General features: G+C 40.9%; 15 protein-coding genes. 6 read left to right on the top strand and 9 right to left on the bottom strand.

Annotated elements, in window-relative coordinates; translation table 11 throughout:
- Positions 1–11 precede the first annotated feature (11 nt).
- Complete coding sequence (gene sppA / locus CLV99_RS01970) at positions 12–1,772, bottom strand: signal peptide peptidase SppA (protein WP_133582813.1); 1,761 nt, start codon at positions 1,770–1,772, stop codon at positions 12–14.
- A 90-nt stretch (positions 1,773–1,862) separates the two neighbouring features.
- On the opposite strand from sppA, the gene folK reads away from it, so the two are divergent.
- Both folK and CLV99_RS01960 read left to right on the top strand, forming a co-directional pair.
- Entirely contained in the window at positions 1,863–2,345 is a 483-nt protein-coding gene (folK, locus tag CLV99_RS01965; RefSeq protein ID WP_133582812.1) for a 2-amino-4-hydroxy-6-hydroxymethyldihydropteridine diphosphokinase, read from the top strand.
- Positions 2,346–2,356: 11 nt separating this feature from the next.
- Positions 2,357–2,725: an Hpt domain-containing protein gene (locus CLV99_RS01960; RefSeq protein ID WP_133582811.1), complete on the top strand. Its 369-nt coding sequence runs from the start codon at positions 2,357–2,359 to the stop codon at positions 2,723–2,725.
- Between the two features lie 54 nt (positions 2,726–2,779).
- Here CLV99_RS01960 and CLV99_RS01955 read toward each other — a convergent pair whose 3' ends face one another.
- The 3 genes from CLV99_RS01955 to alaS form a co-directional block, all read right to left on the bottom strand.
- The gene (locus tag CLV99_RS01955; RefSeq protein WP_133582810.1) at positions 2,780–3,469 is read right to left on the bottom strand and encodes a response regulator transcription factor; all 690 of its coding nucleotides are present in this window, start codon (positions 3,467–3,469) and stop codon (positions 2,780–2,782) included.
- Positions 3,470–3,574: 105 nt separating this feature from the next.
- Positions 3,575–4,684 (bottom strand): TlpA disulfide reductase family protein, encoded by a 1,110-nt coding sequence (locus tag CLV99_RS01950; protein WP_133582809.1) that lies wholly within the window; start codon positions 4,682–4,684, stop codon positions 3,575–3,577.
- A gap of 18 nt (positions 4,685–4,702) precedes the next feature.
- Complete coding sequence (gene alaS, locus CLV99_RS01945; RefSeq protein ID WP_133582808.1) at positions 4,703–7,315, bottom strand: alanine--tRNA ligase; 2,613 nt, start codon at positions 7,313–7,315, stop codon at positions 4,703–4,705.
- Between the two features lie 349 nt (positions 7,316–7,664).
- Here alaS and CLV99_RS01940 point away from each other — a divergent pair, with 349 nt between their 5' ends.
- The 3 genes from CLV99_RS01940 (at position 7,665) to CLV99_RS01930 (ending at position 10,842) form a co-directional block, all read left to right on the top strand.
- A complete protein-coding gene (locus CLV99_RS01940) occupies positions 7,665–8,513 on the top strand; it encodes a universal stress protein (RefSeq protein ID WP_133582807.1) in 849 nt (282 codons plus the stop codon).
- A 13-nt stretch (positions 8,514–8,526) separates the two neighbouring features.
- A complete protein-coding gene (locus CLV99_RS01935) occupies positions 8,527–9,384 on the top strand; it encodes a universal stress protein (protein WP_133582806.1) in 858 nt (285 codons plus the stop codon).
- 123 nt (positions 9,385–9,507) lie between these two features.
- Positions 9,508–10,842, top strand: a complete 1,335-nt coding sequence (locus CLV99_RS01930) for an OmpA family protein (RefSeq protein ID WP_133582805.1) — start codon at positions 9,508–9,510, stop codon at positions 10,840–10,842.
- Between the two features lie 46 nt (positions 10,843–10,888).
- Here CLV99_RS01930 and CLV99_RS01925 read toward each other — a convergent pair whose 3' ends face one another.
- Complete coding sequence (locus CLV99_RS01925; RefSeq protein ID WP_133582804.1) at positions 10,889–12,400, bottom strand: amino acid permease; 1,512 nt, start codon at positions 12,398–12,400, stop codon at positions 10,889–10,891.
- Between the two features lie 219 nt (positions 12,401–12,619).
- Here CLV99_RS01925 and CLV99_RS01920 point away from each other — a divergent pair, with 219 nt between their 5' ends.
- Positions 12,620–14,470 carry a DEAD/DEAH box helicase gene (locus CLV99_RS01920; RefSeq protein ID WP_133582803.1) on the top strand — a complete coding sequence of 617 codons (1,851 nt, stop codon included), beginning with the start codon at positions 12,620–12,622 and terminating at the stop codon, positions 14,468–14,470.
- 51 nt (positions 14,471–14,521) lie between these two features.
- Here CLV99_RS01920 and CLV99_RS01915 read toward each other — a convergent pair whose 3' ends face one another.
- The 4 genes from CLV99_RS01915 to CLV99_RS01900 form a co-directional block, all read right to left on the bottom strand.
- Positions 14,522–15,124, bottom strand: coding sequence for an HPP family protein (locus CLV99_RS01915; protein WP_133582802.1), 603 nt, complete (start codon positions 15,122–15,124; stop codon positions 14,522–14,524).
- 91 nt (positions 15,125–15,215) lie between these two features.
- A complete protein-coding gene (rlmB, locus tag CLV99_RS01910) occupies positions 15,216–15,998 on the bottom strand; it encodes a 23S rRNA (guanosine(2251)-2'-O)-methyltransferase RlmB (protein ID WP_133582801.1) in 783 nt (260 codons plus the stop codon).
- Positions 15,999–16,092: 94 nt separating this feature from the next.
- Positions 16,093–17,868, bottom strand: coding sequence for a DNA polymerase III subunit gamma/tau (locus tag CLV99_RS01905; RefSeq protein WP_133582800.1), 1,776 nt, complete (start codon positions 17,866–17,868; stop codon positions 16,093–16,095).
- A gap of 32 nt (positions 17,869–17,900) precedes the next feature.
- A complete protein-coding gene (locus tag CLV99_RS01900; protein ID WP_133582799.1) occupies positions 17,901–18,452 on the bottom strand; it encodes a hypothetical protein in 552 nt (183 codons plus the stop codon).
- Between the last annotated feature and the right edge of the window lie 35 nt (positions 18,453–18,487).

Below are 18,487 nucleotides of genomic sequence, written 5' to 3'. Positions count from 1 at the left end.
TAAAAAAAAATCTAATATATCTCAATTTGATAAGGCAATCTTGCTTGTATTCCCGTATGTTTTAGAACTTTGGTCACGTCTAGCAAATATTTCTGATAATCGCCAAGTTCTTCGCCAAACAACCACATTTTAACCTTGTCTTTGGAAGAAGAAAGTATACTTGTAAAAGGATCCTCTTTCTCTGGAAGTTCTACAATCTGATAGTCTTTCAATGAAGCCTTTGCTGCTGCGGCACTGATTGCACGCTGCAGATTGCCTATTCCATCCACCAAGCCCAATTCAAGTGCTTGCTTTCCTGTCCACACACGGCCCTGACCGATACTATCCACTTCCTCAACTTTCATTTTCCGTCCATTAGCCACACGCTCCATAAAAGTAGCATAGGTTCTATTCACCTCCATCTGTATGATAGACCGTTCTTCCTCCGTAAGTGGTTTATCCGGATTACCCATCAGGCTTGAAAATTTACCGGTATTTACCTCATCAATATGTATTCCCAACTTATTATTCAGCAATCCCTTAAAATTAGGTATAAGTCCAAAGACACCAATAGAGCCCGTCAACGTACTTGACTCCGCAAATATGGAATCTGCTGCTGCCGCAATATAGTACCCTCCAGATGCCGCATAATCACCCATAGACACGACGATTGGCTTTTCTTTCTTGATAAGTTCGACTTCTCTCCAAATAACATCCGAAGCCAGAGCCGAACCTCCACCTGAATTTACCCGTAGCACAATCGCCTTAATATCTTTATCTCTACGCAATTTGCGAAGTTGTCTAGAGATCTTATCTCCCCCGATCTGACCTACGGTCCCTTCGCCATCCACGATATCCCCATAGGCATATAGCACTGCTACCTTATCTCCCGAGGCAGAAGCAGAGCTGCCTGCATAATTCAAAATAGAAACGGAAGAGATATCCTTATCTTCTGCCACATCCAGACGTTTCTTTAACACCGAAAGAAGTTCATCTTTATATAACTTACCATCAATAAATTTATAACGTAAAGCATCATCTGCATTACGGACAAGGTATTCGTTCGCAATATGCTTTAGTGAGTCGACAGGCTGCTTTCTAGCCTCAGCAATATCCGATAAAAACGACTCATAGATACTTCCTAGATAAGAAGTCACCTGCTCCCTATTCGCCGGACTCATTTCATTGAGTATAAAAGGTTCAACCGCCGATTTATAGGTTCCGACTTTTATCACCTGCATTTCGACACCAAGCTTATCCATAGCCTCTTTCATAAAAACAACAGAAGAGCTTAATCCTCTAAAATCCAGAGAACCTTGTGGATTCAGATAGACACTATCTGCGACAGTGGACAAATAATAAGCTTTCTGTGAATAACCTTCACTATAAGCAACGATAAACTTCTTTGACTCTTTAAAATCCACTAATGCATCCCGTATCGCTTTCAAACTAGCAAAGCCCATCCCTACCGATGAAGGATTTAGATATATCCCTTTTATATTATCATCCGTTTTAGCCGCCTTTATACGTGCTAGGATATCATTCAGCCCAATAGACTTCTCTACATTATAAAGAGGCAGATTCAAATCACCCAACGGATTGCTTTCTGTCTTTTCAACTATTTTATAATCAAGAGACAGGTAGAGCACGGATTTGGCCGGAGCCACTACCGTAGTAGGTTGCGATGACTGTTGCACCAAGACGCCAATGAATACTAAGAAAATAAAAAACAGGATAATACTGGTAATAAGTATCCCTGTTATCGTGGCTAGCACTTGTTTGATAAAGTTCATATGTAAACTATTTGTTTTTTACAGACTAAATTTAATGTATTTAATTGATTTTGTCGAATTTAAAGGTTCAATATTGTATTTTTGAATAGAATGAATCAAATCTACATCCTACTAGGAGCCAATCTAGGCAATCCGACCTCACAGATCGCTCAAGCCTCTACCCTCTTGCAAGACCGTATAGGCCCAATTGTGAAATCATCAGCTCTTTATGTTTCCGAGGGATGGGGAGTCACAGATCAGCCTTTATTTTACAACCAGGCACTGATAATCCAAACAGACCTAGACAAACAGACCTGTCTGAGCGTATGTCAGGAAATAGAAACTGAGCTGGGACGGACACGCCTCGTCAAGTGGGGAGCTAGACTTATAGACATTGATATTATCTACTTTAATAACGAGGTTTACGAGTCTGAGGATTTGGTAATCCCCCACCCCCTGATGCAATTTAGAAACTTTGTACTAGTCCCCTTCTGTGAAATTGCAGAAGACTATGTCCACCCTTTATTACGACAAACTAACCGACAGCTCCTCTCCAAAAGTGAAGATGAACTTGTTGTCAAGAAATATACTTAATCCCTATTTATATGGCCTATAAAATCATTAATCCAGAATCTATCAATAAATCCATGATGGGGAATCCAAAAATGGTAAAACAGTTCATTGAAATGTATATCGAACAGAGCCCTCTTGATTTTCAGGCATTAATCCTCAGCGTATTAAACGACGATAAAAATGCTATCCGAGACAGCGCTCATCATATCAAACCTACGATGGAGTACATCGGTGCCAGCAAACTTAGAAGCGCCTTTCAAGAGCTGGAAAATATGGGGCGGGATGGAATGGGAGTAGAGGCTATCCGTATCAGGTTTGAGGAAATCAGATCCGACTTTGACTTAATGATTGCAGAGCTCAAGTCATTTACCCTGGAGAACGAAAAGCAGATAAAAGACTAAGGGGTGAAAATCATCGCAGATTCCCACCCCTTAACCGTTAATTTATAGTTCTTTTTAACTAAGATCAAATTTATATCCGACTCCTTTGACAGTAGCCACATAATTATCTCCGATTTTCTCCCGCAATTTTCGAATATGCACATCGATAGTTCTATTGGTGACCACTACAGAATCTTCCCAAATAGCCTTTAGTATCTGCTCGCGTGTATATACTTTATTAGGCTTAGATGCCAACAGGTATAACAGTTCAAACTCTTTTTTGGCCAATACAATCTTCTCCTCTTCGCGATACACCAAAAAAGCATCCCGATCGATTACCAGATCCGCTATCTCCAATTTATCTATTGGCTCATCAATAGATTCAGTAGAATTTCTCCGTAAAATCGCATTGATTCTAGACATTAATGCGCGAGGCTTGATGGGCTTAGCGATATAGTCATCGGCACCGACATGAAAGCCTGCTATCTCAGAATACTCTTCACTTCTAGCAGTTAAAAAAACCATGAAGGTATGTTTAAACTCAGGCAGCGAGCGCATAATTCGACAAGCCTCTATTCCATCCATCACAGGCATCATAACATCTAGAATAATCAAGTCAGGACTAACTTCCTTCGCTTTATCTATTGCTAATTTTCCATTTGACGCCGTATAGACTTGATAGCCTTCTTTGTTCAGATTGTAGGAAATGAGATCTAAGATATCTTGCTCATCATCTACCACAAGTATTTTTTGCTTGGCACTCATATTAGTTTTTTTGCTAAAGTATGTACTTTATGGTAAGATAAAGTTAATCGAATGTTATGAAATTGTTAACTATTAAAAATAACTTAATAAATTAATAAACTAGCTCTAATTTGAAGGCAACGTCTTCTGCAAGAAGGCCTCCAAATCCGTACCTCTCAGATTTTTAGCTACAATAAGGCCCGATGGATCTAATACCACAGAAGCTGGAATAGCCTTGATGCGATAGTTTAACACCAAATCTGAGCTCCATGCCTTAAGGTCTGAGATATTGGTCCAAGTCAATTTATCCTCCTCTACTGCACGCATCCATGAACCTGGATTATTATCTAGAGAAACACCCAGTACTGTAAAATTTTTATCCTTATACTGATTGTATAGACGCACGATATTAGGATTTTCCTTTCGACAAGGTACGCACCAAGAAGCCCAAAAGTCAACAAGAACGTATTTACCCTTAAAGTCCGAAAGCTTTACCGTCTTATTATCCGGTGTATAGGCAATGATTTCGGGCGCAGGCTGACCTATGGCCAGTTTGCGCAATTTGGCAATCTCTTCTTTAAATTGAGTGATGGTACGGTTATCCGAGAACAAGTCTCCCAGACCATCCGCGTAAGCTATCAGCTCATTTTCGGCAACATCCGGATCCAAAATACTCATGGCATAAAATCCAGCCAGGTTATTCTGATTTGCCTTTGCAAAGGCCACAGCCTGTGTCGTAAAAGAAACCATCTCCCTTCTATATTGTGCCATATAATCCGCGCGCAGGCTTTCTATTTCTGGTTCGGATTTACCTGCCATACGCTTCACAAAATCTCCCTGCAACGAGTCTTCCAGAAATTCCTTCCGTTGTTTTACAGGAGCGAAATCTCTTAACAATGCTGATAAAGCAGATCCTTCCACCTTATACTCTTCGGGCTTATCTTGGAGGTTCGAGCTAAATTCAAGCTTTTCACCTGGAGAGACAATAACAGGATAACGGTTTTTGCCCACTTCTATCGTTAGAAGCCGAGGCTGAGTCGCTTCACGCTCGAACTTAAACTTATTCTGATCACTTAAAAAGACAGAATCAAGCTTCCGATCACCTTCATAGAACGCCACAACCTTAACATTACCGGGATTTAGAATCTCACCTGCGATTCCAATCGTATCCTTATTGGAACAGCTCCATAGTCCCAGTCCAAAAATTGAAAACAGAAAAACGTGAAACTTGTTCATATGCTGATATAAATAATACTACGTTAAAAAATTCTTTGATCGTGCGATAGCCTTCTCCAAACCGCTTGCATCTTTACCTCCTGCAGTCGCAAAGAATGGCTGTCCACCTCCACCACCTTGAATATCTTTAGCAAGGTCGCGCACTATATTTCCGGCATTAAGGCCACGTTCTTTAACCAACTCTTCGGAGACAACAACCGTTAAACTAGGTTTGCCTTCTATATTTGCTCCTAAGACCAAAAATAGATTATTCATCGCTCCCTTCAAGGCATAAGCAAGTGTCTTTACCGCATCGGCACTAGGTAGATCGACCACAGTGGACAAGAAGTTAACCCCATTCACGACCTCCATTTTTTCGTTCAACTCATTCTTTAAAGCCATCGAACGTTCTTTCAAGAAGTTATCGATTTCTTTTTTCAACGCTCCATTTTCATCCATCACCTTGGTTACTGCAGACACGAAATCTTTCGGGTTATTCAGAATCTCCTTCATGTGCTGGAACAACTCAAAGTGCTCTCTAATAACTGCAGCTGCTTTTGTACCTGTAATAGCCTCGATTCTTCGCACCCCTGCTGCAACAGCCGACTCCGAAACAATCTTAAAAAATCCGATCTGCCCTGTTGCTTTCACGTGAGTACCCCCACAAAGCTCCTTAGAATATTGATCATCAAAAGTAATCACACGGACATAATCCCCGTACTTCTCTCCAAAGAGAGCTGTTACACCCGAATCGACCGCCTGTTGATAAGGCACCTGTCTTTCTTCTTTCAATGGGATATTTGCACGGATTTTAGCATTAACGATATCCTCCACAGCCTTGATTTCTTCATAAGTCATCTTCGCAAAATGAGAGATATCAAATCGTAGAATATCCGCAGATACCAACGACCCTTTCTGGTTGACATGTTCGCCCAATACCTCTTTCAAGGCTGCGTGCAGTAAATGCGTTGCAGAGTGGTTACTCTCTGTATCTATACGTTTAGCCACATTGACCGTAGCTTCAAAAGTAGCATCTATTTCTTCCGGTAATTGATTCACAAAATGAACAATAAGCCCATTCTCCTTTTTCGTGTCTGTCACAACTATTTTCTCGCCACGTTCGGATACCAATAGGCCAGAATCGCCGACCTGCCCTCCACCTTCTGCATAGAAAGGTGTTACAGACAGCACCAATTGATATTGATCTTTCCCTTTCGCACTTACCTTACGGTACTTTTGGATACGGGTTGTCGCTTCCAGTGCATCATAACCGACAAACTCGACCTCATCACCTTCACCAACAATCACCCAGTCGCCCGTATCAGTCGTAGTCGCTGCTCTCGAACGCTCCTTTTGAGCTAGCAAAGCCCGATCAAAGGCATCCATATCCACTGTCAGCCCTTTCTCTCTAGCCAACAACTCTGTTAAATCTATCGGAAACCCATAGGTATCGAATAATTCAAAGGCAAAATCCCCATCAATAAGTTGATTTCCCTCGACATAGTTCTCAAACCGCTGTATCCCGGTAGTCAATGTTCTCAAAAAGGAAATCTCCTCCTCTAAAACGACTTTTTCCACAAAGTCCTGTTGCTGATACAGCTCATCAAATACCCCTTTGAATTGAGCAGCCAAAACCGGCACCAATTCATGGAAGAAAGGTTGTTTGAAATCAAGGAATGTATAAGCATAACGGACAGCACGTCTCAAGATACGGCGTATTACATATCCTGCTTTATTATTGGAAGGCAGTTGTCCGTCAGCAATTGCAAAAGACACAGCACGTATATGATCCGAAAGCACACGCATGGCGATATCGGTTTTCTCCGCAGCACCATACTGAACACCTGATTTTTGTGAGATATAGGCAATCAATGGTTGGAATACATCCGTGTCATAGTTTGAAGTTTTACCTTGTATTGCACGAACCAAACGCTCAAATCCCATTCCCGTATCAACATGTTTGGCCGGTAGAGGCTCAAGACTACCATTCTTCAACCTATTGAACTGCATGAATACTAAATTCCACACTTCAATTACCTGAGGGTGGTCAGCATTGACCAATTCTTGTCCCTTTTGCGAAGCACGTTCTGCATCAGTCCGCATATCATAATGGATTTCAGAACAAGGTCCACAAGGCCCCATATCCCCCATCTCCCAGAAATTATCTTTCTTATTTCCCAATAAAATACGATCTTCTGCGATAAACTCCTTCCAAAAATCATATGCTTCCTGATCACGGACCAATCCTTCTGAATCATCCCCCTCGAAAATGGTAACGTACAATCTATCTTTGTCCAGTTTATAGACTTCAGTAAATAATTCCCATGCCCAGGCAATAGCTTCTTTCTTAAAATAATCTCCAAATGACCAATTGCCCAACATTTCGAACAGGGTGTGGTGATAGGTATCAATACCTACTTCCTCCAAATCGTTATGTTTTCCAGACACGCGTAAACAACGTTGCGTATCAGCAATTCGCGAATATTTAACCGCAGCCTCTCCTAAAAACAAATCTTTAAACTGATTCATCCCCGCATTGGTAAACATTAATGTTGGGTCATTTTTCACCACTACTGGTGCTGAAGGTACGATATGATGTGATTTACTCTTGAAAAATTCTAAAAACGCTTCGCGTATTTCTCTACTGGTCATGAAATATATTTTAAAGTTATAGAAATTATAAAAGTGATATAAGTGATGAAGGTATCTTTCATAACCATCGTAACTCTTGTCACCATTGTAACTTTATTTTATCAAGTGCCAAATTTACTCAAAATAGAGCGCTATTACAATTGATTTTTTAAGCGTACGCCCAGCAGACAATGCCTATAGACCACATACAGTTAGAATCCACTTCAGAACTGCGGGCATAGCCCCCTCTACCGTATCATACCCTTTGTAAATGTGATTAGAATCACGCTTAAAACTAACCAAAATCATTAAAAAGTCAATTAATATTAGTAAATTTATTCCATCTTTCGATGTAGATAGTTAGAGAAATATGACACAAAAAATAATAGTACCTACTGACTTTTCAGACAATGCCTTAACAGCAACACGCTATGCTTGTGAGCTGGCCAGCCAGAACAACTATACCATTCACCTTTTTCATTGCTACACCTCCGATTCAGCACTTTTTGATGAGGAAAAAGCAAACAAAGACACGAGTATTCCGTTATTAAAGGCAGACATGCTTATACTGGATCTTAAAGAAAATCTTCAAAAGGAATACCCTTCCGTATCCTTTGAAACAACGTGCACGAGCGGCCTTCTATATGAAGTACTTCCTTCTGTAGCCGTAGCTCCTACATATGCTATGATTGTTATGGGGACCACCGGCACTGGAAAAGGAAAATCTGTAGTCTGGGGTAGCAATACCAGCAGCATCACCACCAAAGCCAGAGTTCCGGTCATAGCGGTACCCAGTACAACAAAAGAGTTTTCTTTGCAAAAAGTGGGCATGCTGACCAATTTCAAAGTTGAAGAACTTGACACCTTAAAAGCATACCTAAGACTAGTTTCATATATTCCTCATCTAGATACTATCCATGTGTACAGAGACTCCAAAGAGGCATCTGAAATATCGGAACATCTTAACACCTGGTCTTTTAACATAAAAAATCTAAACGGTGTACAAGAGGTAGAGTGTATCGCTGAGCCCATCCATATTGAAGATGAAAACCTAGATAGCATTCCCGAGGTCATCAACCATATTATCAAAGAGAACGATTACGATATGATGGTCGTCACGAAAACAAGAAAATCATTCTTTGAACGACTTTTCTCTTCATCTGTTTCCAAAGAGATCGTGCTTGACCTCGAGCGTCCTACTTTTTTTGACAACAATTAAACACGCAACTATCATGGCGAAGAAATTACTTATCCCAATCGACTTTTCCCAATATTCCAATAAGGCTATCGAATACGCGGTACAACTTTCCAGAACGGCCAAACACGACTTGGTATTAGTACATGTATTTACAGACCACATCAATGTGTACCGCAATTCCATTGAAAACACGGACCTATTAGATCCCCGTGTAGCTGAAGCAAAGGATAAAATGGGAAAACTGATCGCTGACCTCAAAAACACAGATCCAGAAATCGCGGTCAGTAGTGTCTTTGGCGACGGAAACCTTTTTGAGGAGATCGGCAAGCTCGTAGCTATAGAACCGTATGATGCGATTATCATGGGCACAAAAGGCTCTTCTGGCTTAGACTCGCTACTGATTGGTTCCAACATGTTTGATGTTTTCCAGAACACACAAACTCCAGTATTGGCTATCCCTTTCAGCGACAAACCTTATAAATCAGATAAAATCGGACTATTATGCAATTTTAAAGACGGCGAAATAGACGTCCTAAAACAAGCAATAGCGCTTTATACCCAGGACTTCGAGCTGGTACTGATACACATCAATACCGCTGATGAAACAATACAGGCATTAGACAGCAAGTTTGCTGAATTCATAACGCGTATCATTGCTGAAACTGGAATAGATGATATATCTTACATTATTAAGACGCAGGCTTTCTTCATCCAGTACAAAGAAGATATATCATCGGCTATCGATTCAGTCATCGCAGACGAATTATTGGACACCTTATTGGTCACTAAAAGCAAGAAAGGATTTTTACGTAAAATCGTTGAAGAGAATATTGTTAAGAAAATGGCTTATCAAATCCAGATTCCTAAATTTTTCGCACGATCTAATGCATAAATTAAAAAAACAAAAATATCAGTGTAGTTTTCGCTCCACAATATTACGTTTTCACCAAACTTAATTAGAGAATAATACCTTTTTGGCAATAGTTTTGCCCAATCATTTTTTTAAAAAACAAATATGAAAATTAAAACTCTACGTAATCTATCGCTAGCTGTAGCAGCTGGACTAATCAGTACAGCGTCTTATGCACAAAGCACAAACGACTCTGGTAATACTCCATTTGCACCATCAACTTCTTACAGAACATGGTCGGTAGGTGTTAATGCAGGTCTTTTAAACCAAACCAACCTCTTTAATTTCAACCGTGAAGGTTTTAACAAGATGGACAACAATGTTGGATACAGTGTGTACATCAAAAAACACATCTCCCCATCTTTCGGATTGAAGGCTCAATATCTTGGTGGAAAAGTCGGTGGAACCAACGAAAATGCAACTGGCAACCAGATTTCTAAGTTTGAAACAAAAACTCCATGGTCTGCTGCCCTTTCTGCAGAGTGGACAATGGCAAACACAGACTGGATGTTCTTAAACAACATCATTAAACCTTACGCAGCAATCGGTATAGGTGCGTTGAACTATGAAACGACAACTTTCGCGGGTTCAGTAAGCAATACTGCAGATTCCAAAACAAAATTGTACGTACCAATGGATGCGGGATTGAAGTTTGCAGTGGCAAAAGGTATCAGTCTTGACCTTGGTTACCAATTGAACTGGGCTAATAAAAACTTCAACGGTATCGAATCCGGTGCTATCAAAGAAGATTTATTCACCTACATCCACGCAGGTGTGGAGATTGCTTTAGGAAACAGGGAGAAACCTTATTTAGCACACAGCAACCCTGTAGCTAATTTAGTGAATGATGCAAACAGAAAATACGATGCGATAAAAGCAGAGCGTGATGCATTGGTAGCATCTAACTCGCAATTAAAGCTAAAATTGGATGAAATTTCAGCAGACTTAAGAGATGATGATGGTGATGGTGTTGCTAATAAATTTGACAAATGTCCAAACACACCAGCTGGTGTAAAAGTAGACGGTGCTGGATGTCCACTACCTGAAATGAAAAACGAGACTAAAGTAATCGAGAAAATCATCGTTACTGAAGAAGATAAAAAAGTAGTAGACGAGGCGATCAAAAACTTAGAGTTTGACTTAGGAAAAGCAACAATCCGCTCTACATCACACGCTTCTTTAAACCGCGTAGCATCTTTATTGATCGAGAAAAACTTTAGCTTAAAATTAGCTGGACACACAGATAACACAGGTTCTTTACAAACAAACTTACGTCTTTCTAAAGAACGTGCAGAGTCTGTAAAAGCTTACTTAGTATCTAAAGGCGCTAACGCTTCACGTATAGAAGCTGTTGGTTACGGCCCTAACCAGCCAATCGCTACAAATGCAACAGCTGAAGGACGTCAACAAAACCGTCGTGTAGAATTCTTACTATTCTAAGCGCTATTACATATAAAACAGAAAAAGGGGGCCTAAGCCCCCTTTTTTATTCTCTTCCTGATTCTATTTCTTTCCGCAGTAGCGAATGTTTCTTACCGTACATAAAGTACACCGCCACCCCGATCAACATCCAGATCCCCAAACGCTCCCAACTCTCAAGAGGTAGAGAGGCCATCATCAACACACAGACGATGATACCTAAAATAGGGATCAACGGCACAAGCGGTGTTTTAAAAGGCCGTTCGACATCCGGATTACGCTTACGCATCACAATCACACCAATACACACCAGAGTGAAGGCAAATAACGTACCGATACTAACCATATGTCCAAGCTCAGCCACAGGAACGAATCCGGCAAACAAACTTACAAAAACCATAAAAATAACATTTGTCTTCCATGGAGTCTGTCTCTTAGAGAGATCCGAAAACACCTTAGGCAGCAATCCATCTTTACTCATCGAGTAGAAAACCCGACTTTGCCCCAACAACATGACCAGAATAACCGATGTATATCCGGCAATAATGGTTACAATCATTGCTGTATTCAAAAAAGTGTATCCCGTTTTAGCAAAAGCTGTAGCCACAGGTTTTGCATCCCCTTTAAACTCGGAGTAATGAGCCAAACCTGTCATTACATACGAAAACAACACATACAATATAGTACAGATCACCAGCGAGCCTATAATACCAATAGGCATCCCTTTCTTAGGATTGATCGCTTCCTGAGCAGCAGTACTAACCGCATCGAAACCAACAAATGCAAAGAAAAGTACACCTGCAGCCCTTAATACACCTGAGATTCCAAAATGACCGAAATATCCCTCTTTAAAGAAATCAAACATCCCTATCTTCCCTTGCTTGAGCAACTCCTCCCCCTCGTTTACCGGAATAAAAGGCGTATGGTTTGCCGGATTGATAAACTGCCAACCCAAAGCGATAAATAGAACCACTACTGCGACCTTCAAGACGACCAATATATTATTAACAAAAGAAGATTCCTGAGTCCCACGGATCAAGAGTAAGGACAAAAGACAGACAATAATGATTGCAGGGAGATTGACTATACCACCGGAGAAAACGGTACCGTCAGCAAGATGATGCTCTACCCAAGGCGAGTACAACAGTTCATTGGGCAGCGATGTCCCAAATACCTTGAGCAGCTCATTAAAATACTGCGACCAACTGGCTGCTACTGTTGCTCCGGCCAATGCGTATTCCAGCACCAGATCCCAACCGATAATCCAGGCCATAAACTCACCCATCGTTGCATAAGAATAGGTATAAGCACTACCTGCCACAGGTATCATAGAAGCAAATTCAGCATAACAAAGTCCTGCAAATGCACAACCTACAGCCGCAATAATAAAAGAAAGCATAACCGCAGGGCCCGCATTCTCTGCTGCCGCAATACCTGTCAATGAAAATAGTCCAGCTCCAATAATCGCTCCTACTCCCAAAGCAATCAGACCTGAACTAGATAGGGTACGTTTTAAGGTCCCTTCTCCACTCTGCTCGGCCTCAGACACAAGCTTGGCTATAGATTTTTTATACCACATAATTTAGTTATATTAGTTAACGTAATCCAAACCTAAAAAAAATATCGCTATATCCAACTAAGGAATATACTTTTTCTTAAAATAGCTTTCTAGTAGCGCTTTCAAATAAAAAAAACTTCAGCCCATTCAAAATCAATCGCTTACACTATAGGAATTCTTAAATATTAGTTGTACCTTTGCAGCGCCTTAGGCAATAGTGCCTATTGTATAATTTATTTCATGAACCCATTTTTAGAACTGGGAATCCGTGAGGAAGTTGTTAATGCCATCTCAGAATTAGGTTTCGAAAAACCATCTGAAATTCAGGAAAAAGCCATTCCTGTTTTATTGACTGGCAACGACGATTTTGTCGGATTAGCCCAAACCGGCACAGGTAAGACAGCGGCATTTGGTCTTCCATTATTAGAGCAATTAGACTTTTCTCAAAAACAGCCACAAGCCTTGGTCCTTTGTCCAACACGTGAGCTTTGTTTACAGATCTCGAAAGATTTAGAAAAATTCGCTAAGTACATCGACAACGTACATGTTGTGGCTGTATATGGAGGTGCAAACATCTCTGACCAATTACGTCAGATCAGACGTGGTGTGCAAATTGTAGTAGCGACCCCAGGTCGTATGTTGGATATCATCGGTAGAAATGCCATTGATTTTTCACAAGTAAAATATGTTGTATTGGATGAAGCTGATGAAATGTTGAACATGGGCTTCAAAGAAGACATTAACAACATTTTGTCTGAAACTCCAGACGACAAAAAAACATGGTTATTCTCTGCAACCATGCCAAAAGAAGTACGCCGTATAGCACAAAACTATATGACGGATCCTTTTGAATTGACTGTTGGAACCAAAAACACAGGAAATGCAAACATTGAGCACAACTATTATTTAGTTAAAGCTAGAGATAAATATGCTGCTTTCAAACGTATTGTAGACTCCAACCCCGACATCTTTGGTATCGTATTCTGTCGTACTAAGATCGAGACTCAAGAGATTGCGGAGGCATTGATAAAAGATGGCTATAACGCAGATGCGTTGCACGGAGATTTATCTCAGCAACAACGCGACAAAGTAATGAAGCGTTACCGCGACCGTAGCTTACAGTTATTGATTGCTACAGATGTGGCTGCCCGTGGTATTGACGTCAACGACGTAACACACGTTATCAACTTCTCTTTACCTGACGAAATCGAAAACTATACGCACCGTTCTGGTCGTACAGCCCGTGCAGGAAAGACAGGTGTTTCTATCTCTTTAATCAATATTAAAGAGCAAAGTAAAATCCGTCAGCTTGAAAAAGTAATCGGAAAAACTTTTGAGCGTAAACAAGTACCTCAAGGACCTGAAGTTGTAGAAAAACAACTTTTAACAATCATCAACAAAGTACAGAATGTAGAAGTAAACGAGGAGCAAATCAATCCTTTCTTACCTCAGATCATGGAAGGCTTTGAAGCTTTATCAAAAGAGGAGATTGTAAAAAGATTTGCATCTTTAGAGTTCAATAGATTCTTAGAGTATTACAACAATGCTCCTGATTTGAACATTGATGCCCGTGGTGATGGTAGAGAGAGCAGAGACGGTAGAGATCGTGGCGAACGCGGATCACGTGCTGGATCAAAAGGATACACACGTCTATTCATGAACCTTGGAGCAGTAGACGAATTCTCTCGTGGAGACATGTTAGGATTTATCTGTAACAACGCTAAAATATCTGGAAAATCAATTGGTAAGATTGATATGAAAGGTGTGTTTACCTTCTTTGAAGTTCAAGATGAGGAAGTAAACAAAGTGTTCGAAGGATTTAAAGCTGTTGATTTCAACGGACGCCAAGTACGTATCGAAGTCTCTGGAGATAGTGGCCGTTCTGATAGAGGAGGTCGCTCAAGAGGTGGAGACCGTGGAGGTGATCGTCGTAATAGCGGTGGCTACGGTGGTGGCGAAAGAAGAGATCGCGGTGGTGACCGTCGCAATAGCGGTGGCTACGGTGGTGGAAGAGGTGATCGCGGTGGAAACAGCGGTGGCGGATTCCGTGACTTCTCTGGCAAACGTCGCGAATCGAAAAGTAAATACTAGTCGAAAAGCTTACATAAAAAAACATCCGTCACAATTGGCGGATGTTTTTTTTTACTTATTAAATCTCTTTTTCAGATAATCTCGCCTAGATCTTCGCAACCTAGAGTTCTTAACGGGGTAATGCCTATTTTTGGTTATGTTGTTGAACAATAGGGCAACCAGAAAGAGAATCAATGCTCCTGTAAAAACAGGACTAAGCACATACCAATAACCTAAAGCTGCTATTTTTGTTCCACCGGACACTGCAATCAGAGCTGTCGCCCCACCCGGAGGATGTAACGTGCGTGTAATCTGCATAAACACAATGGAAAAGGCAACTGCAAGCGGTGCCGTAAGCCAAATAATATCCGGCACGAGTGTAGCAACGGTAACACCGACTAATGCTGATATCACGTGTCCACCTATCAGGTTCCGGGGCTGAGCCAACGGACTTTGTATTGCTCCATAAACGAGTACACTCGATGCACCAAAGGAACCTATCAAAAATACATTTTCGAGAGAAGGTAAATGTAGAGACTGTATGAAAGCAATAATACCGATTCCAACAAAAGCACCGACAAAAGACCAAAAATGCTCGCGATGGTCAATCAACGTCTCGCGATACATCACATAACGGTATTTCCTAAATTCGCGTTCCAGCTTTCTCTTTAACATCTCCTTTTTTAATGGTTATAAAGTTACAAAGGTTATAACAGTTATAACCCCTACAACCTCTTAACACTCTAACCCTTTACGATTTAACTCTTTAAATACCCAACGCCCGCTGACGTATAGCTTCGTATATAACGACAGCTGCAGAGACTGAAACATTTAGCGAACCGATTTCTCCGTACATCGGTATTTTAGCCAACTTGTCCGAGATGCGAATCAGATCGTCCGATACACCGACATCCTCAGCACCCATTATAATACAGGTCGGTCCGCTATAATCAACATCATATACCGAATCTTTCGTTTTCTCTGTACTAACGACGAGCTGTATCCCCGACTCAATAAGAAAACGACCAGTTTTACCTAAGGAATCTTCTCTACAGACAGGTATCTTATACAATGCACCTGCAGATGTCTTTATCGCATCTGGGTTAATCTCTGCCGAACCTTTTTTAGGGACAATAATTGCATGGACCCCGGCACATTCTGCCGTACGTGCAATAGCTCCCATGTTACGCACATCGGTGACCCCATCCAACATGAGTAATAAAGGAGTTTCTCCCTTTTCATAAATGGATGGCAATAGATCTTCGATATGTTGATAGATGATAGGCGAGATAACAGCAATAACTCCTTGATGATTTTTTCTTGTAATCCTATTCAGTTTTTCAATAGGCACCTGTTGATAACTTAGGCCATGCTCTTTCAGCAATGATTTAAGTTCCAAAAAGAGACTCCCACTGATACCGCGCTGTATAAAAAGCGACTCTATTTCTTTCCCACTGTCAATAGCTTCAATTACGGCACGAATACCAAAAACCATTTGATTACTTTCTCTTTTTTCGCCTCTATCGTGACGTTGGAAATTATTTTGCATGTTTTAAATTATCTGAAGATGAGCTCGCAAAAGCTCGGTTAAAAAACCAAAATTAAAAATTAAAAACCATTCAAATCGAATGGCAAGAATATTACTAACTAAGCCCCAGATTAAAAGTCTTTCTCAACACTTCCAGCGCAGGGTTTTTGGAGGCCATCGCCTGATATTTTTCCTGCGAGGTATAGGCTTTACGAATAACAGCCTGCTCCAATTGAACGGTCTGCATATCTAAAGAAAAGTTCTGTAACGCTGGACGAAGATAGTTTAGCATATCGATTTTACCTTCTCGCAGCTGATCGCTTTGAATGGCATTTTCAACATCAATTTCAATAATGTTCCCTTGTAATCTCGGTGGGTTAGCAGTCATAATCGTATATATGGTGATACGATTATTTTCCTTCATCTTCTCGGCCAACTCATTCCACTTCCCGATAAAAGAATTAAAGGTGACTTCTCTAAATTCCGTCCCTTGTACAAGATCATTTTCTTGCTCCTCCTCTACTACCTTTTCTTCAAATACGGTATTCAAGTTGGGCACCTCGACAGCAGACTTAAAACTGCCCCATCCTTTCCCGGAGGAGAAACTCTTCTTTTCCTCCACTACGGGTTTAGCCGTTGAAGCTGTTACCTTTGGCGGTTCGACCTTTGCCACTACAGGCGCAGAAGGTTCAGTCTTTGCCGCCGCAACAGGAGGCATAGCCGCGGGTGTTACGGAACTAGGTAGTTTTTTTTTTTGATCAACCTGAGTTGATACACCATTTATTCCAAGCTGTATTGCCGCAGCTATATGGCACATCTTCAATAAAGCCAATTCAACCTGAAGTCTTTGGTTCTTACTGGTTTTATAGCTTATCTCACATTGATTAGCAATATTCAAGGCAGACAGTAACAGTCCCGAACTTAATGAAGAAGACTGCTCAAGGTATCTCTTTTTAACATTTTCACTAACCTCTAACAACTTTAATGTTCTAGGTTCTTTCGTGATCAACAGATTCCTCAAATGTCCTGATAGACCTGCAATAAAATGCCCTCCATCAAAGCCTCTATTTAACACATTATCTAAAATCAGTAAGGCCTCTGCAGCATCTTCTTTCTTTATCGCCTCGACCAGATTAAAGTAATAATCATAGTCAAGAATATTCAGGTTCTCGATGACGGCCTGATAGGTAAGGTTTCTGCTCGAAAAGCTCACAATCTGGTCAAACATTGACAATGCATCCCGGAGTCCACCGTCGGCTTTCTGAGCGATGACATGGAGACCATCGATCTCAAATGCGATATCTTCTTTCTTCGCTATCGATGCCAAGTGATTGGACATGTCTTCTACCCGGATACGATTAAAATCAAATATCTGGCAACGTGACAAAATCGTAGGTAGGATTTTATGTTTTTCTGTGGTTGCTAGTATAAATATAGCATAAGAAGGAGGTTCCTCTAATGTCTTCAAAAAGGCATTAAAAGCCGCTTGAGACAACATATGCACCTCATCAATAATGTAAATTTTATACTTTCCGGTTTGTGGGGGTATGCGTACCTGATCAATCAGGCTACGGATATCATCTACAGAGTTGTTCGATGCCGCATCCAATTCATGAATACTGAACGACGCCCCTCCAGCAAAAGACTTACAGCTTTCACATTCTCCACAAGCTTCAGTATTCGCAGAAATATTCTCACAATTTATTGTCTTAGCCAATATACGCGCACAGGTCGTCTTCCCCACTCCTCTAGGTCCACAGAACAAAAACGCTTGTGCAAGCTGATTACTATGAATCGCATTCTTTAGCGTATTTGTAATATGCAACTGTCCTACAACGGAGTCGAAGGTCGCTGGGCGATATTTACGGGCTGAAACAATGAAATTATCCATCCCTGCAAAGATATGGAATTAGAATCAAAAACCTACCTCCAAGGTTTGAAATTCGACACAATAGGTTTTGTAAGATCAAACTCCACCGAAAACAGTCGGTCTGATCCGATTCTTCTTAGGTTATATGTAAATTTATGCGCATCAATAGTCACCCACCATACATTATAGGCCGCATAATCGATAAGTTGCTCTGTCTCCGCATCGGCAGGAAACATCTGCATATTCGGCAGCCCCTCATTGGTGGCTGTCCCTCCATAAAAAGTCACCTTATCTGCTGTACCGTCTGGCTTTCTGTGATCATGCTTCAGCTCTACACGATTATTGCTCCAACTAAAGATCCAGGTACGGGACTTATCCTCTCCGACATAAAAAGGAACCTTTACCTCCCGTTCATCCCAGCTTATCACCTGCATCAATAGACGCTCTCCGGTAAAACCGTCCCCTTCTTTTCCTCCAGCAACGATAGTCCCTTCATAATATTTGCCCAGATGTGGCTTAAAAGCTTCCATAAAAGCTTTAGAATGCTGGGCATTCGCCCAAATAACGCTTATGCTAAACAGCATAAATAGAACAATCTTTCTCATACAAAACATAAATGACCCACCAACTCTTAGACCTA

The sequence above is a fragment of the Sphingobacterium yanglingense genome, assembly GCF_004363245.1.
Lineage (GTDB): Bacteria > Bacteroidota > Bacteroidia > Sphingobacteriales > Sphingobacteriaceae > Sphingobacterium > Sphingobacterium yanglingense.
Note: the sequence above shows the minus strand (reverse complement) of the source record. Positions and strands in the feature narration are given on the sequence as shown.

What these genes read in the sequence shown, in the direction of transcription:
- CLV99_RS01940 (WP_133582807.1), top strand. Translation starts at nt 7,665, where the DNA reads ATGACACAAAAAATAATAGTACCTACTGACTTTTCAGACAATGCCTTA.
- CLV99_RS01950 (WP_133582809.1), bottom strand. Translation starts at nt 4,684, where the DNA reads ATGAACAAGTTTCACGTTTTTCTGTTTTCAATTTTTGGACTGGGACTA.
- folK (WP_133582812.1), top strand. Translation starts at nt 1,863, where the DNA reads ATGAATCAAATCTACATCCTACTAGGAGCCAATCTAGGCAATCCGACC.
- rlmB (WP_133582801.1), bottom strand. Translation starts at nt 15,998, where the DNA reads ATGCAAAATAATTTCCAACGTCACGATAGAGGCGAAAAAAGAGAAAGT.
- CLV99_RS01900 (WP_133582799.1), bottom strand. Translation starts at nt 18,452, where the DNA reads ATGAGAAAGATTGTTCTATTTATGCTGTTTAGCATAAGCGTTATTTGG.
- alaS (WP_133582808.1), bottom strand. Translation starts at nt 7,315, where the DNA reads ATGACCAGTAGAGAAATACGCGAAGCGTTTTTAGAATTTTTCAAGAGT.
- CLV99_RS01960 (WP_133582811.1), top strand. Translation starts at nt 2,357, where the DNA reads ATGGCCTATAAAATCATTAATCCAGAATCTATCAATAAATCCATGATG.
- sppA (WP_133582813.1), bottom strand. Translation starts at nt 1,772, where the DNA reads ATGAACTTTATCAAACAAGTGCTAGCCACGATAACAGGGATACTTATT.
- CLV99_RS01905 (WP_133582800.1), bottom strand. Translation starts at nt 17,868, where the DNA reads ATGGATAATTTCATTGTTTCAGCCCGTAAATATCGCCCAGCGACCTTC.
- CLV99_RS01935 (WP_133582806.1), top strand. Translation starts at nt 8,527, where the DNA reads ATGGCGAAGAAATTACTTATCCCAATCGACTTTTCCCAATATTCCAAT.
- CLV99_RS01915 (WP_133582802.1), bottom strand. Translation starts at nt 15,124, where the DNA reads ATGTTAAAGAGAAAGCTGGAACGCGAATTTAGGAAATACCGTTATGTG.
- CLV99_RS01930 (WP_133582805.1), top strand. Translation starts at nt 9,508, where the DNA reads ATGAAAATTAAAACTCTACGTAATCTATCGCTAGCTGTAGCAGCTGGA.
- CLV99_RS01955 (WP_133582810.1), bottom strand. Translation starts at nt 3,469, where the DNA reads ATGAGTGCCAAGCAAAAAATACTTGTGGTAGATGATGAGCAAGATATC.
- CLV99_RS01920 (WP_133582803.1), top strand. Translation starts at nt 12,620, where the DNA reads ATGAACCCATTTTTAGAACTGGGAATCCGTGAGGAAGTTGTTAATGCC.
- CLV99_RS01925 (WP_133582804.1), bottom strand. Translation starts at nt 12,400, where the DNA reads ATGTGGTATAAAAAATCTATAGCCAAGCTTGTGTCTGAGGCCGAGCAG.